This is a genomic window from Microcoleus sp. D2_18a_B4 (genome assembly GCF_036702475.1).
In the GTDB taxonomy this organism is placed as follows: domain Bacteria; phylum Cyanobacteriota; class Cyanobacteriia; order Cyanobacteriales; family Microcoleaceae; genus Microcoleus.
Genome location: NZ_JAUBTL010000101.1, coordinates 1 through 16716 on the forward strand (window position 1 = coordinate 1; position 16716 = coordinate 16716).

Genomic DNA, 16716 nt, shown 5'->3' on the forward strand with positions numbered 1-16716 from the left:
CGTAAGGCTATATCTGCCCATTCTTGTAACTTTTTTATGCCTTCTCTTGTTCCCCAATCTTAGACCTGAATCCTTACGTTGAGATTGTTCGATCGCGATCGCCACTTGATTTGCTAAGTGCTGTAAAAAATCTATTTCCCACTGCTGCCATTCCCTGACACCGCTGCAATTATATGCTGTCAACATTCCCCACAAACTATTGCCATTTTCTGCGATCGAACCTGGCAAATTTGTACCCTGCGCCTGCGGTTTGCCACTCGCCTCGTGCCAGATATAACTTTCCGCTGCATCTTGATTTTTCTCGACTTCCCAAACAGTGGCTTCTTGTGTTTCTTTTGCCGTTTCCCAGTCGCCTGATTGCCAAATTGGTACGCTTATAACTGCTGCAATTTCACAATCTGTCAACAATTCTTTGCAACTGCCAGCCAAGGGGGCAGTGCTGACATCTGCTATTGCTTGTACCGACTGGGATTCGACTAAAACAAAGCATGACAACGCCAAAGCAGCACTAATATTTGGGTTTTCAATATAACCTTCTGGCAAACCGTCACCTGCGACGATCGCACCTTTTTGCTCTTCCCCGTCCAGTTGAGACACCCACTCCTGACAGCGATAAATTAAAACGCGGTCTGTTTGGAGAAATTGGCGCACTTCTGCGACTGTACTTTGGAGAATGCTTGCTGGATCTATTGACGATCGAATATGTTCGATCATTTTGCCCAACAGGCGCTGTCGCAGAGCCTGCTGCCGCAATTGTTCTTCGATTTGCTGGCGTTCGATCGCGTAATGGATTGCCCGCACCAGCAGAGTTCTGTGAAATCTTCCCTTTACCAAACAATCTTGAGCGCCCCAGCGCAATACTGACCGGGCCATATTTTCATCATTGATATCTGTCAGCACCACAATTGGCAATGTGGGCCATCGCCCTTTCAAAACTGCGAGATCCTCGCTTCCCCTCAAGCTGTCTGACACTGACAAATCTAATAGTACGGCGTCAAACTTTTCTACCTCCAGACACCCAACTCCTATCTCCAGAGACTTAACAGTTTGGAGAAGAAATAGAGACTCGCTCAATGACCCTAGAAGGTCTTCGATCATTGTCGGAACTCCGAGGTCATCCTCAACCAACAAAATTTTCAGACATTGGTTACGTGTTAACACAACTATAGCGTTCGGAGCGGGTCGAAGGCAACTTTTTTGTTTTGAGATCGATACTTGCGATCGGCAAATATTTCGGCTTATCAAATTCACTATACACTCAAACTAGGCATTTAGCGCTCCATTAATTCTTAGATATCCGGCGGGAGTGAGACGATTTCAAACCAATACTCACATAAAGTCTTCATTACTTCCAGCAAGCCTTCAAAAGTAACTGGTTTGGATATGAAAGAATTGGCTCCCAAGCGGTAGCAAAGCAAGATATCTCCTCTGCGGTGGGAAGTTGTAAGGATTACAACCGGAATTTGTTGCAAATGGGGGTCTGATCTGATCGAAGTTAGTGTTTCTCGTCCGTCCAGCCTCGGCATATTCAGATCCAAAAGTATCAAGTCGGGCTGATGCCAATTGCTGCTACCAAGATATTGACCGCGACGGTACAAGTAGTCTAGCACTTGTTCTCCATTTTCCACAAATTCGCTCGTAATTGCTAATCTAACTTCTCGCAGTGCTTCCTCCACCAAAAAGCGCGTGTCCTCGTCATCGTTTGCTATTAAAAGAGTAAATTTTTTCTTTTTATAATTCACGGCTTTGCCTCACTAGGAACGTCTTTTGTGAGGTCGCGGGACTTTGAGCCGTGTGTGAGTACCTGCAAAGCATCTATTGCCATCATCCGGTAAATCTGGCTGAGAACACTGAAATTGTGTTGCAGCAATTTACCGTTTTTCTCCATTTGGGAAGGTTTGCGAATCATGCTTGTTTCAATTGGCAGTCTGTCCGAGAATCGGCAAACTGCAAACACATCACAAATCTTTGCCCGCGAACTACTAGGGAAACTACTGCATCCCAAAGCAAGATGCTCTGGATATAGTTGAAAAAAATTAACAAGTCTTGCGCGCACCGCTGATTTATAAGTTGTATAAGGATAGAGCTAATAGATTTATATTGATAGATTTTTAGCTCGATGTCATCAGTGAATATGCTACACTTTATAAGCATTTTTGTAAAGAGAAGATAAAGATATTTAAAGCTGAAGTAAAGGACGGGTGACAATCAAGCAATTTGGTGACAAGCCCCCGGATTCATCCGTAGGGTCGCTTTCTTCAATTCTAAAATCTAAAATCTAAAATCTAAAATCTAAAATCGATTGACTGCTTCAGGGGGCTGCTGATTTCACTTTGGTAGAGGAATAGAAAAATAAAAAGTCGAGCCTCGATTGGGTTCGGATTCTACCCAAAGGCTGCCCCCGTGCCGATCGACAATTCTTTGACAAATAGCTAAACCGATACCAGTTCCCGAATACTGTTTTTGGGTGTGCAAGCGCTGAAAAATCTGAAAAATTCGCGGATGGTACTGTGAGGCAATCCCAATACCATTATCCTGCACTGAAAACACCCAGCTATCCCCCTGACGGGAAGCGTCCACCTCCACCACCGGCGTCTCACTGCTGCGGTACTTAATGGCGTTACCAATTAAATTTTGAAACAGTTGCAGCAGTTGAAAACAGTCACCTTTTACCCTTGGCAAATCCCCCCTAGTAACTGAAGCTTGATTCTCGCGGATGGCCAAATGCAAATTAGCACAAGCATCCTCAAAAACCCGATTGCAATCTATCATCTCAAAAGGTTTCTGACTGCGACCTACCCGTGAATACTCCAGCAAGTCATCAATCAGCGCCTGCATCCGCTCGCAAGAAGTAACAATATTGCGGATAAATTTATTCCCTTGGGAATCAAGTTGGTTGGGAAAGCGTTTTTCTAATAGTTGAGCGTAGCCGGCAATCGTGCTCAAAGGCGCTTGCAAATCGTGAGAAGCCACGTAAGCAAACTGTTCTAGTTCGGCATTAGAACGAGCTAATTCTTGAGCGTAGCGGGTTTGAGTGTCTAAACTCTCTTGCAGCAGTTCTTGTACCAGCTTGCGTTCGGAAATATCCTCGATCGCACAAATCAAATACTGCAGCGTCCCCTTGACATCCCGCATTGCCGAAACAGTAACATTTGCCCAGCGCACTGCCTCATCTTTGCATAGCAAACGCTTTTCCACAGAAAAAGTTTGAATCTTCCCGGATAACAGCGAGCGCAGGTATTCTCTGTCCGTTTCTCTGTCATCTGGGTGAGTAATTGCCTCCCAATTTTGCTGTAACAATTCCGATTCTGCATAGCGGACTATTTGACAAAAGCCGGGATTTACCCGCATAAATTTACCGCAAAGCGCGGTTTTAGCTATGCCGACTGCTGCTTGCTCGAATATCGCGCGGAAGCGTTCTTCGCTGTCTCGTAGGGCAATTTCTGCTAGTTTGCGATCGGTGATGTTGCGAAATGTTACTGCCACACCATCGTTTAATTTTACCGCCACAATGTGCAGCCAAACAATTGTATCTCGCTCCTGTTCGTAATAAAATTCTTGGTCTACAGTTTCTCCTGTTTCTACTACAGAAACATACAAATCAAATAACCCGTTCTTGCTAACTTGGGAAACTTTGGCTAACAAATTCTTGCCAACTATGTCATTTAATAGCAGACCATAAAATTTTTCAGCAGCCGCGTTGATCAAGAGCCACTGGAAATCTACAATATTTCCCTCACTGTTGCGGACAGCAGAATAAGCCACCACACAGTCTAATGAACTATTTAATATGCTAGCAAGCAGTGACTGCGACTGTTGCAGTTGATAATTTTGTTCTTTTAATTGCTGTTGCAGTTTTTGCAAGCCGACTTGCTTGTCGATGCGCGCTAAAACTTCTTCTACTTGAAATGGTTTAGTAATATAGTCGGCGCCTCCTACTCGAAAAGCTTGTAATTTATCGTTCATTTCATCTAATACACTTAAAAATATCACCGGAATTTGTTCGGTTTCCGGTGTCGCTTTCAGTCTCCGACAAACTTCATAACCGTTCATTTCCGGCATTCTAATATCGAGCAAAATTAAATCCGGGCAATGGGCGATCGCCACATTCAACGCCAGTTGACCGGAAATAGCTCGGTAAACTTGATACCCCTGGGATGTTAGCAGTTTGGATAAGAACCGCAGATTGCTCGGTTGGTCATCAACCACCAATACTTTAATTTCGCTATTATCCATTTATTTTAAACTCGATTGAGTTAAATCCATTATCTTGTCGAGTCGGTAATCAGCAAGCAAATCTTTTAAAGCCTCAGCTAAAGTTGGATGACTTTCCCAGATGCGATCGACAATTTCAATCGCCAGCTCTTCATTAACATCATTAGCTGCGTCGTAGAGTTCCTGCCGCCAGCTTCGAGGCATCTGAGCCAGCAGCCCTCCGAAAAATGAATCGGGTTTTTCGTTCACACAATAACGCCGTAAAGCCCCAACTGGGAAGCGGGGCAACTCTTGATAAAGATAGCGCACTCCCAAGTAGCAAGCCATCTTATCAAAGAGGATTTGTTCTTGAAAAGGTTTCCGCACAAAATCGTCGCAACCTGCGGCGATAATTTCGCCTTTTCTTTCCTCAAAAGTGCTAGCAGTCAGAGCAATAATTACGGTTCGCCACTGAGTTTGTTTCTCTTTAGCTCTAATTTGTCGGACAGCTTCAAAACCGTCCATTACTGGCATTCGCGTATCCAGCCAAATTAAATGAGGCTGCCAACTTTCCCAAAGTTCAACCGCTTGGTAGCCATTTTCCGCTTCTCGGACTTCAAAACCAATTGGTTGCAACATTTTAACCAGCAGCAGCCGATTTTCTTGATTGTCGTCAACTGCTAAAATCCGATAAACCGGTTGATCTGCTTCTAGTGCGATCGCCCGCTGCAATGTCGCCACTGTTATTTCAGACGAAATAGCCGCAAATACTCGGATATTAAATTTAAAACTGGTTCCCTCGCCTACAACACTTTTTACCCAAATATCCCCGCCCATTATCTGCACGTATTTTTTAGTAATTGTCAAACCCAATCCCGTACCATCAGCAGCTTTTCTCCCCGCTTGTGTTTGCACGAAAGCATCAAATAAAGTATCAATTTCTGCAGTTGCTATGCCAATTCCCCTGTCTTCAACTTCAAACAAAAGTGACAAGGACTCGACAGAGGTAGAGTTAGGATGACTTTCCGATTCTGCCGGCGGTGGCGGGTTGCTTTCCACGCTCACGCGCAGCCAAATACGGCCCCCCTCGTGAGTAAATTTTATGGCATTTCCCAGCAGGTTAATTAAGCAGACGCGCAGCTTTTTTTCGTCAGTTTTTATATATTGGGGAACATTAGCATCGACGGAAAATCTCAGTTGCATTTTTTTTGTTTCAGCTTTGATTTGAAACATTTCTTCGAGAGTGTCGAGGAGTTGATAAAGGTCAAAGCTGCATTCATCTAAGCCAATTATCCCTGCTTCTATTTTCGACAAGTCTAAAACATCGTTAATTAGTTCCAGCAAATGTTGACCGCTGCGGTTAATAATTCGGAGATTTTCGAGATTTTCGTGGCCCAGGGAAGAGTCGCGGCTCATGACTTGGGTAAAACCCAGGATGGCGTTGAGGGGAGTCCGCAATTCGTGGCTCATGTTGGCAACGAATTGACTTTTTGCTAGCGAAGCAGCGGCCGCTGCTTCTTCGGCTTTTTTGCGTTCTATTATTTCTTCTTGCAGTTCTTTATTGCGAGTGAGCAATTGTTTTTTCAGTCTTTGGATAGTCAGTTGGTGCTCGATTCGCGCTAAAACTTCTGCTACATGAAACGGTTTTGTGACATAATCTACCCCTCCAACTTGAAAGGCGGTTACTTTGTCCAATACTTCATCTAAAGCGCTGATAAAAATAACGGGAATTTCTGATGTCTTCGGATCTTCCTTGAGCTGTATGCAGACTTCGTAGCCGTCCATTTCCGGCATTTTGATGTCGAGCAAAATCAAATCGGGAGAACCAGAGCGCGCGGCTCTGATTGCCATTTTGCCGCTAATTACGCCGCGGACTTTGTAGCCCCGATCGGACAGCGTTGCTGATAAAACTTGCAAATTTTCTGGAGTATCGTCAACAATTAATATGTTGTCTTTATTTTCTTCTATTTGATTTTGGATCATCGAGCGCTATTTTTGGTTAATTTAAGAATTATTGAAATTAGGAAAACAGGTTAAATACTCATTATAGCACTCGCCCCTCAATCAACTGCTTGGATATTTACAGAACTTATCGTAGTTTAGAGTTGAGATGTGAGATTAAAGAATTGGGAATGACTGATGATTACCAGGGTGTGGAGCTTGGCTACAAGTAAATTACCCGATCGCCCGCAGGCGAGTTTACAAATAGGCGATCGACCTACATCATCAATAATCCTGAACCTGGCTCTATTATCCCTTCTTCTTTCATTCTTCAACAATTTCTAAACTCCTCAATCAAATCGATAATCCGATCGCACCGGAAGTTATTCGCCAAATCGGCGATCGCGCTGCGGAAACTAGCATTAATAGGAGGAATCGACAACAACAGCCGAAAAATCTCCTCGTTATCAACCGCATCCGCTGCAGAATACAATTCATCAACCCATTCAGCAGGCATAGCTTCCAAAAATGAAGTATTGAGCGTAAAAGCCAAATCAGCCGTTTCAGTTGCCGTGGAAACCTCGGCGGACACCGCAGCATCAGAACTTAGCGAAGCTTCTCGATCGTAAACATAGCGGACTCCCAGATACTTAGCCATCTTTTCCAGAATCACTTGCTCCCGAAAAGGCTTCGCTACAAAATCATCGCAACCAGCCGACAAAATCAGCGATCGCTCCTCATCAAAAGCACTTGCAGTCAGAGCAATAATCACCGTTGCTTGACCTTTTAAATGCGCTTTAATCTGTTTAGTAGCTTCGTAACCGTCCATCACCGGCATCCGCATATCCATCCAAATCAAATGAGGTTCCCAACTCGACCACATTTCCACAGCTTGAAGGCCATTTTCAGCTTCCTGCACCGCAAAGCCGAGCGATGTCAGCATTCTAACCAACAGCAAGCGGCTTTCCAGGCGATCGTCAACAGCTAAAATCCGGTATTCTGGCTGTCCTGGTTCAATACCCACAACTCGGCGAGCTGTTTGAGCCACCTGAATTTCCACTGCACTAGGGAGCGAAACTTTAACATCAAATTTAAAAATGCTGCCGCCACCGAGGGTGCTTGTTACCGTCATCTTGCCTGCCATTAACTGAACGAATTGTTGGCTGATTGGCAAGCCTAAACCGGTTCCTTCTTGAGCTTTTTTGCCGCTTTCTGTTTGCGCGAAAGGTTTAAACAAATTCTCCATTTCTTCCGCAGAAATTCCTGAACCAGTGTCTTCCACTTCAAATAACAAACAGCAACTGTCACTTGGTGGTCTCTCTCCATGAGTTTTAGTTTTTAACAACTCATGTTTTAGTCTCAAATTAACACCCCCTTCCGCCGTAAACTTAATAGCATTTCCGACGACATTTATCAATACTTGTCGCAACTTGCTTTCGTCACTTTCTATATATTGAGGTAGATCGGGTGGGTAATCAAAAATTAACTGCAACCCTTTTTTTTCGGCTTGCAGCGTCAGCATATTTTCAGTATTTTTTAGCATTTTGTGCAAGTCGAAAGTGCTGTTATTAAGTGTCACCAGCCCGACTTCAATTTTTGACATTTGCAGAATATTGTTGATCAGAACGAGCAAATGTTCCCCGCTCTGGGTAATAATTCCTAAGTATTGCTGTTGGTCGGCATCGAGGTCTGGGTCGCGGGCCAGCAGTTGGCTGAAACCGAGAATTGCGTTGAGGGGAGTTCGCAATTCGTGGCTCATATTCGAGAGAAATTCGCTTTTTGCCCTGTTCGCTCTGTCGGCTTCTTCTTTGGCTTTTTGCAGGGCTATTTCAGCTTGTTTGCGTTCGGTAATATCGCTAGCAGTGCCTGTTGTGCCGATGATGTTTCCTTCAGCGTCCATGCGCGCGATCGCCTTGGTATTTACATCAATCTTTCGACCGTCTTTTCCTAATACTATATTTTCGTACTGAAACACAGTTTTTCCCGTCAGCAAGCGCTGCTGAAGTTCCCATTTCCAGTCTATTTCTCCTGGGGCTAAGAAATCGCTAAAAGAACAGCCGAGCATTTCTTCAGGCTCGTAACCGTATATTTGTTTCACTGCTTGGTTCACAAAAGTAATGTGCCCTTGGGCATTGCAAGACCAGATAATATCTTGCGAAGTTTCAACTAAATGACGGTATTTTTCTTCGCTCTCTGCTAGGGCTATTTCTGCCAGCTTGCGTGGGGTAATGTCCATCAAAGTTGTGAATAGTTTTGTCACTTGCCCTTGTTGGTTGACCACTACTTCTCCTCTGGCTTCGATGTAGCGGAGGAAGCCGGATTCACTTATTTGTGACGGGGAATTATCCGCAGCAATTTTCGGTTCCGGCCGCAGAATTCGATATTCCAAACTGTAAGATTGCCCGCTAGCAATAGCAGTGTCGATCGTTGTTTGCCACTTTTGTCGATCGTCGGGATGCACGTATTGCGGAAACTCAGTCAGTGTGGGCGCAGGCTGGGTTGGATCGAACCCAAAAATCCGAGATAACTCTTCCGACCAAGTAGTTGTGTTGGCCGATAAATCGCATTCCCAATTACCGACACTGGCGATTCTTTGCGCTGCTGCTAAAGAAGCCGCTATAGCTCGGAGTTTTTCTTCCGCTAATTTGCGATCGCTAATATCTTGAATCACAGAAATTACGCAGGTTTCGCCATGAATGTCAATGATTTCTGCTGACAGCAGCCCGGTTCTGACTTCCCCTGTTTTAGTGCGAAAATCAAATTCGTAGTTGAGAATAATTTGTTTTTCATCTAACAGTTTAAACAACTCGGCGCGCGCTTGTATATTTTCCCAAAGATTCAACTCAAGCGCCGTGCGATCGAGAATTTCGGCCGCCGAATAACCGATTGTCTGGCAAAAAGCCTCATTAACTTCTAAATAACGACCGTCATTAAATCGGGTAATAGTAATTGGGTTGGGAGAAGAACGAAAAGCTTTAGCAAACTTTTCCTCAGACAAGCGCAGTTGTGCAGTCCGCTCCTCGACTAAAGTTTCCAATTCTTGATTCAGCTTTTGGAGTTGAGCATTTTGTTCCGCTAATTGCTTCTCCCTAAAATAGCTGTTGAGCGCTTCTTTTACCGTCAACCTCAAATCTTCTGACTGCCAAGGTTTCGATATGTATCGGTACAATTTAGCATATTTAATAGTATTCGCCACTGCTTCGAGGTCTGCTTGCCCCGTCAGCATAATTTTGATAGTTTTTGGGGAAATTCGGTGAATCTGCTTCAGCAATTCGTCCCCTTTGATATTCGGCATCAGATAGTCGGAAATTACTGCTACGATTTCGCAGCCCTCTGCCAGTAATTCCTCGATTAACTCTAAAGCATCTTCGCCGCCTTCAGCGGTTTCTAATAAGTGTTCTTCCCCCAGAGTTTTTTTTAACTCAATTTTCAAACTTTCCAGAATTATCGGTTCGTCATCCACGCAAATAATCACAGGTTTATTGTTCATATTTTTGTCAAACCAGATTTTATAGTTTCTACTAATTCTTTGCGCTCCCACGGCTTGTACAAACAACGGTGCAAGTTTGCTTGCTCTTTCACCCGTGCTATTGCTACTTCGTCGGCTTGCCCGGTCAGCATGACTTTCACAATTTTAGGATATTTTTGGTGAACCATAATCAAAAATTCATCTCCTTTAATCCCTGGCATTAACCAGTCAGATACTATGACCAAAATATCACTTTCATCTTCTTTTTGAATTTCCTCTATAATTTCCAGAGCTTCATCTGCATTTTCTGCTACTTCATAGAGGTAAGCATCCCCAAATTCTTTTTTAAGTTGAATTTTTAAACTATTTAAGACCACAACTTCATCGTCAACGCACAAAATTACTGGTTTCAGCATAAATTTTTACTTCTCTTAAATTTTAATTGTGGGGGCATTTCCCTCTTTTTTAAATTGCTATCAAGGGATTCCGATGGGCAAGGATATTGTAAATTTTGTTTGACCAGGCACGCTTTCAACTTGCAGTTCACCTTGGTGTTTTTCCAGTATTTTTTGAACTATATCTAATCCCAAACCACTACCTTCCCCTGGAGGTTTAGTTGTGAAAAACGGCTCAAAAATTCTCGGCATAATCTCTGGGGGAATGCCGGGGCCACTGTCGGTAATACTGACTGATATTGCGTTCGCTTCGTGTTTGACATCAATTTTTAACACTCCTTTGTTGCCCATCGCTTGTAAAGCATTGTGAACCAAATTTGTCCAAACTTGGTTGAGTTCATCAGGATAGCATAGCACAGAGGGCAAATTAGTACCATAGTTTCTGACTACTTCCACACCGTGTTTGATTTGGTAGTGGTAAAGGGTTAAAACAGTATCAATACCGTCGGTAATATTAGCGAGAACCTTGGAGCCCGACTGGTCGTAACGAGAGTAGCTTTTCAAAGCAAAAACGATTTTGGCTGCCCTATCTGTGGCAGTAGCAATATTTTTAGTGCTTTTTTGTACCGTAGCAAATTGGTAGGCTGTTTCTACAATATTTCGACTTTGGCTGTCTTTCAACAAAGGCAAAAAACGTTCTACATTATTGCAGATGCCGATATCTAATAAAGTACAGGCAAGACTGGCGGCGTCGTCAATGTTTTCTGATTCTAATTGCCCCTGCAAAAGTTTTTTTAACTGACGTTTTTCTTTACTAGATAATGTATCTGTTTCTTGGCTGGAGTTGTGTAGCAAAGCAAAGAAATCCTGCCGCCGTTCCGGGGATAGTTGTTGAAAAAATATCGGCAACTGCTGCAATTGTTCCGTCCAGAAGTCGGCGAGGTTCTGCACAGAAGAGCGAATCGCCCCTAAAGGAGAATTGATTTCATGAGCAACTCCGGCAATTAACTGTCCGAGGGCTGCCATTTTTTCTGATTGAATCAGTTCTTTTTGAGTCCGCTTCAGTTCTTCTAAGGTATGAGATAATTCTGCATTTTTTTGGCACAGCGCTGACTCGGCTATTTTGCGGGCGTTGATGTTGCGGGCAACCCAAATGACTGCATCTTTTGAGAACAGGGAAATGCAGGCGGAAAACCAAATTTCTCGACCACAAACTGTTAAGCTGTAGTCAAAATTGAGTGTTTGTTGTGTTTCTAACACTTGCTGAACTAACACCCACCAATCATCCGGGTTGTCGTCGTCAAAAAAATGTTCGATGGTCAAGCTGACTATATCGCAATCAGGCTCAGAAGCCGCTGCCACATTCGTTGGTAAAACTTCTATGTTCCGCTGACTGTCTAGCACTAGAACGATGTCTGTCATCGCTTCAAAAACGGCGCGGACTTTCCTTTCCGAAAAGTGCAATTTTTCTTCGAGCAATTTTCGACTGCTAATTTCTTGCTGCAATTCTTCGTTACTGGCTGCTAGTTGAACCGTGCGGTCTAGCACTCGCTGTTCGAGTTCGGTGTTGAGGCGGCGAACTTCAGATTCAGCGGTGGTGCGGTCTTCTATTTCCTTTTTTAACTGATTGTTGGCATTAATTATTTCTAAAGTTCGCTGTTTGATTTGTTCTTCCAAATTATCATTTAAAAGCCGCAATTTTTCCTCGACTTCTGTTCTCCGCAACGCTTCTTTTTGCAATTCCTCGTTCATTTTGTTCAACTCCTGAATTTTGTCGGCAACTGTTTCCTGCAAAAGCTCGACATTTGCGTGCATTTCTACCGGATCTAAGGCCTGCAGCAGGCTAATTTCAGTCACAATTCCGGCTAAATATCCTTCCTCGTCCACCACCACCAAGCGCCGGATGCGGTGCTGCTGCATTAACTGGTGAGCCTGCCACAAGGTGGCTTTTACCTGCAACGGTATCAGCGGAAAACTCATCGCGGCGGTGACGGGAGTGCTGGCGAAATCTAGTCCAGAAGCTTGGAATTTAACAATGTCGCGTTCTGTAATTATGCCCACAGGTTTCTGATTTTTGTTGTCGCTGTCAGTAATGACTATGCAGCTTTTCCGCTGGGTTCTCATCTGTTTTGCGACTTCTAAAACTGAGGCGCTGCTTGAGGTAACTATTACTTCTGTAGTCATAATTTCTTCGGCGCGCCACATTTTCAGCCAGTCTGCCGGTTTGAGGATTTGACGGATGCTTTCGCAAGTGATAGCGCCTAGCAAGTTGCCACCTTCGTCTGTGAGGGGTAAATGACGGATTCTTTTCGATCGCAATATGCTCAATACCTTGAAGATATTCCCCGCTTGATCGAGGTTCAGGGCGATCGGGTTTTCAGTCATCACCTCAGAAATTGCCACCCCTGCTAGCGGTATTTCGCTAGCAGTTATTTTCACAACATCGCGTTCTGTAAAAATTCCGAGCAATTGCTGCTCAAACGCGATTAAAATGCAACTGGCATTCGCCTGAGTCATGGCACCAATTGCGACTTTCAAGGGTGTGTCTGGAGGCAGCACCGGCGGTTTGGGGTCGATCGCCTGTTCTAGCAAGCTTTGGGTATCAGAAACTGTTGTTGACATGGGCAAATCAAGGGGGATAGATGCAGGCGGAACCGGCACTTAATACCATTTTAGATTTCCGATTTTACAGTCGCGGTACGCTGACCGCAATCCAGGTTTGACATCGGTCTAGATTTGCATTTTTATTTAGTCGCGCATTGGTATGATTTTTAGTGCGATCGCGCTCAACGGCGATCGGAATTGACACAATACACGTCCTTTGACCGATAACTGATGTTACTTCTATTTTACCCGAATGTTTTTCCACACTTTTTTTAACAATCTCCCGTCCCCAGCCGCTGCCTTCGTCGGCGGGTTTTCTGGTAAATAACGGCTCACATATTCGTGGTCAAATTTCCGGGTAATTCAGTTGGCACTGACGAGCAGGCTCGGATTTTCTGCTCTCACTTCTACTTTTAAAACTCGGCAATTCTCTATCGCTTGTAAACCATTGTGCATCAGATTTACCCAAACTTGTTTGAGTTCGTCTGCCTCAGACAACAATTTAGGCAGTGGAGCTTGATAATTTCTGACAACTTCTACTCTGTGTTTTAGTTCTTTTAATCAAAACTTAATAGAGTTTTAAGGCTGTCAGTAATATTGGCAATTACTTTTCTTCCCTACAGTTAGAGCGAAAATATTTATTTTTCATCAAAAATAACTTTTGCGGCTCTATGTGTAGGAGATGCTCTTTTTGGCAAGCTGTGAATAAATGGCAGAGACTATCTGCCTGACCGAAAGCATCCAGGATACAAGCCCCCGGATTCATTCCGAAAGCAGACTCAGGACCCAGAAATAAAAAACCTGTATCCCCTGAAACTTGCCCCCCGAATTTATCCGTGGGGTCAAGGCTTCAATTCTTTAATCTAAAATCTAAAATCTAAAATCGATTGACTCAGCAAGTTAAGCACCCTTTGATGAAATATTTGATTGCAGTGCAAGTTTATGGATTCCTTCAGTTGAGCAAGCAGGTTGCTAGATTCAGAAATTTCGCGTTTTATTTCTGTAAGTTTTTGACCTACCCAATAGGAATATTGAGATTTTTGGCACAATAACCGACAACTTCAAACTCAGCGTTTTTGAGAGTAATTTAATAGCTTTATCGGAATATTGGCAGGGTTTCCCTGACATGAAACTTGCTGTGAGCGATACAAGCTGCTACTAAATATAATATCCTGCCTCAGAGGCTGTTGGCATTGAACATCGATAACTGTAGCTACCGGTTGCAGTAACTAGCAGCCCAGAAAATCACGGTGCCCGAAATTGTAAATAATAACCCTGCCTTTGCGCGCAAGCATTCAAGGCAGGGTTATTATTGAGGATTCCGAATTCTCAACGGTGAAGCGAGGGCGCTGCTGCCGACTTCGGCTGCCCAGCAGTGCACTACTCGCCTAATCGAGTTATTTTAGCGCTGCGTTCGGCCAACATCAGCACTACATAAATAGTCATTACATAGCCGGCGGCCAGAATGGGAATAATTAGAGGAATATCGCGATAAATCATAATTAGAACCAAAAGTCAAGGACGAAGAGGAGGAGGACAAGTTCAAGACCTACTACATTAAGTCAGCACGCAAGACCATGCCTTGGTTCTGAAGGCTGTTTTTCCATATCAAGCCTGCGGGAACATTTAGGCGTTCCCGGTCATCAATAATGATTTACTGCTTTACAGATTCTTAGACAGCCTAAAAACATCCACTGTAGCTGCTTGGAGCTACCGTGCACATAAGATGCGCTACTCTTAACTTCTGAAAACTTTTAGTCGCGAGGAACTAAAAATCTGTCCCAGAAATTTTGGCTGCGATCGACTAACAAGGCTGGCTCTACGAAACTTTTACAGGCACCTAAAAGCTACCTGCCAGTCTGGCTGTACTTAATGTATAGAATTGTTTAAATCCTTAATACCCATAATAACACAGGGTTTCTGGGATTTAGAGATTTTTTGGCAGTGTCCTTAACAATTCGATACAATAGGGGCAACCCCTCTGGCAGCCGGCTACTCGCCTCTGGCAGGCGGGTGACTCCCATCGGGCGGCCGATGACAAATAACTGCCGATCGCCTAGATTTTTCTTTTCTATTGCAGAGAATTACCTTAAAATAAAGATATGATTTGTAAAATTTTGTTACTTTACGGCTTGAGTCGGCGTATCCATGATCTCTAGCACTCTCCTATTTTCCTCGGTTGAAGAAGACCTGCGACTGTTGACAGAAAACTTAAAACAGTTAGTGGGTGCCCGTCATCCCATCTTGTACGCGGCTGCAGAATACTTATTCGGCACAAAGGGAAAACGAGTGAGACCCGCAATCGTTCTGTTGATGGCCAAGGCGACTATGCCCGATCGGGAAATCACGGAAAAACACCGCCGCCTCGCTGAAATCACGGAAATGATCCACACAGCTAGTCTCGTGCACGACGACGTGGTGGACGAGTCGGATCTGCGGCGGGGAGTGCCGACGGTTCACAGTCGGTTTAACAACCGAGTGGCAGTATTGGCGGGAGACTTTCTGTTTGCTCAATCTTCCTGGCATTTGGCAAATCTCGACAACCTGCCCGTAGTCAAACTGCTTTCAGAAGTGATTATGGATTTAGCTGAGGGGGAAATTCAACAGGGACTCAATGGATTTGACACCAGCTTGTCGATCGAAGCGTACCTCGAAAAAAGTTATTACAAAACAGCGTCTTTAATTGCCAACAGTTCCAAAGCAGCGGGCTGTTTGAGCGAGGTTTCAGCGGAAATAGCAGACGATTTGTACAACTACGGTCGGAACATTGGTTTGGCCTTCCAAATAGTAGATGATATATTAGATTTCACCGCTTCCACGGAAACTTTGGGGAAACCTGCAGGCTCGGATCTCAGAAGCGGTAATCTGACAGCACCCGCACTATTTGCCCTAGAAGAAAAACCTTACTTGGAAGTTCTCATAGAACGCGAATTTGCCCAAGAAGGAGATCTAGAGCAGGCCCTGGCACTGGTAGAAGATTCTAGAGGCATAGAGCGATCGCGAGAACTAGCCACAAATCACGCAGAGAAAGCCGTCGAATACTTAGCTGCGCTGCCCCATTCAGAGTCCCGTCAAGCTTTGATTGATTTGGCTGAATACGTTTTGAGTAGGCTTTATTAGAGGTTAAAAAGTTACACTTTATTGGTAATGGGGAATTGGTAATGGGGAATTCCCAATGCCTAATGCCCTGTTACCAATTAATAAAAAATTGAGTTGTTTAGGCAATATCCGGCGGTGGAGCCGATCGATACTGTTGCAAGTAAACGTTAATTAAACTCTGTATTTGCTCGCGAGGGATTTCCGTCCCGACTTCCTGATTTCCGGGACTTTCAAAAAAAACAATGCTGTCAAGACCTTCAAGAGCTATCATCTGAAATAAAATGTGGGTGACAGGCAAAAGTACCGGTCTGAGGCGATCGCCCCCAGCAGCCGCAGCCTGCGACGCATCTTTAATACTTGTCCAAGCATAAATCACTTTCTTCTCCCGTCCCGGTTGCTTGAGGTTGCTCAAAACCACGATCGCCCAACTTTGGTCTACCGCTTGCAGGATCGAGTATTCGAGGTGCTGTAGCTGTTGGGCAATTAACACCAGGGCCGGGGCGATCGCCTTTAAGATTTGTGGCGTCGAACCGTCGGGCGGAGCTTTTTCGATCAATGCTTGAATCTGTTGGTCTAAATCCATCAGTCAGTTCTTTGATATCTAAAATTAAAAATTTCAGGTTAGCAGGTCCGCATCCAAGTATATATTACCCAGCACTGCCCTATTAAAGATAAGCTTGACACCCATCTAAATTTAAGATTTTGCAGCCTAGAGTCCTTGTAGCGAGCATTGGGGCCAAAAAATTAAGTGCGTAACACCTTACACAATGTCATCCAAAAAGTCTAACCGTAGGGTGCTGAGCGCTAGCGCTGTCAAGGTGTGTTAAATCTGAGCCGGATAAAAAGCCGAAAACGGCTATTTCACGTTCGGATTTTCAAACTTAAAGCAATAAAAACTGCTTGGGGGAGTTTGGTTTCAAAATCAAAACGCCCAAAGTTAGGATCGCGAATTAAATAACTTACAATTTTAATTGTTATTGTGGGATGGGCGTCCCGCCCGTCCTTTTTGGACGG

The 16716-nt window shown here is 44.2% G+C and carries 11 protein-coding genes; 1 reads left to right on the plus strand and 10 read right to left on the minus strand.

Going from position 1 to position 16716, the window contains the following annotated elements; genetic code table 11:
* From QUB04_RS31295 to QUB04_RS31335, 9 genes are all read right to left on the minus strand, one after another.
* A partial coding sequence (locus QUB04_RS31295; protein WP_333290568.1) for a GAF domain-containing protein occupies window positions 1-1161 on the minus strand: 1161 nt, incomplete at its 3' end.
* A gap of 128 nt (window positions 1162-1289) precedes the next feature.
* Window positions 1290-1742, minus strand: a complete 453-nt coding sequence (locus QUB04_RS31300) for a response regulator (protein WP_333290569.1) — start codon at window positions 1740-1742, stop codon at window positions 1290-1292.
* The gene (locus QUB04_RS31305) at window positions 1739-1909 is read right to left on the minus strand and encodes a hypothetical protein (RefSeq protein WP_333290570.1); all 171 of its coding nucleotides are present in this window, start codon (window positions 1907-1909) and stop codon (window positions 1739-1741) included. The genes QUB04_RS31300 and QUB04_RS31305 overlap by 4 nt, the downstream gene beginning before the upstream one ends.
* Window positions 1910-2328: 419 nt before the next feature.
* Window positions 2329-4236, minus strand: coding sequence for a PAS domain S-box protein (locus QUB04_RS31310; protein ID WP_333290571.1), 1908 nt, complete (start codon window positions 4234-4236; stop codon window positions 2329-2331).
* On the minus strand, window positions 4237-6177 hold the full coding sequence (locus QUB04_RS31315) for a response regulator (protein WP_333290572.1): 1941 nt from the start codon (window positions 6175-6177) through the stop codon (window positions 4237-4239).
* Between the two features lie 289 nt (window positions 6178-6466).
* Entirely contained in the window at window positions 6467-9625 is a 3159-nt protein-coding gene (locus tag QUB04_RS31320) for a PAS domain S-box protein (RefSeq protein WP_333290573.1), read from the minus strand.
* Window positions 9622-10020 (minus strand): response regulator, encoded by a 399-nt coding sequence (locus QUB04_RS31325; protein WP_333290574.1) that lies wholly within the window; start codon window positions 10018-10020, stop codon window positions 9622-9624. Before QUB04_RS31325 ends, QUB04_RS31320 begins: the two co-directional genes overlap by 4 nt.
* Window positions 10021-10080: 60 nt before the next feature.
* Window positions 10081-12621 carry a CBS domain-containing protein gene (locus QUB04_RS31330; protein WP_333290575.1) on the minus strand — a complete coding sequence of 847 codons (2541 nt, stop codon included), beginning with the start codon at window positions 12619-12621 and terminating at the stop codon, window positions 10081-10083.
* A gap of 64 nt (window positions 12622-12685) precedes the next feature.
* The gene (locus QUB04_RS31335) at window positions 12686-12868 is read right to left on the minus strand and encodes a hypothetical protein (RefSeq protein ID WP_333290576.1); all 183 of its coding nucleotides are present in this window, start codon (window positions 12866-12868) and stop codon (window positions 12686-12688) included.
* Window positions 12869-14751: 1883 nt separating this feature from the next.
* Between QUB04_RS31335 and sds the strand changes: the two genes are divergently transcribed.
* Window positions 14752-15723, plus strand: a complete 972-nt coding sequence (sds, locus tag QUB04_RS31340) for a solanesyl diphosphate synthase (protein ID WP_333290577.1) — start codon at window positions 14752-14754, stop codon at window positions 15721-15723.
* A gap of 97 nt (window positions 15724-15820) precedes the next feature.
* Here sds and QUB04_RS31345 read toward each other — a convergent pair whose 3' ends face one another.
* Window positions 15821-16285 carry a hypothetical protein gene (locus tag QUB04_RS31345; protein WP_333290578.1) on the minus strand — a complete coding sequence of 155 codons (465 nt, stop codon included), beginning with the start codon at window positions 16283-16285 and terminating at the stop codon, window positions 15821-15823.
* Window positions 16286-16716 lie beyond the last annotated feature (431 nt).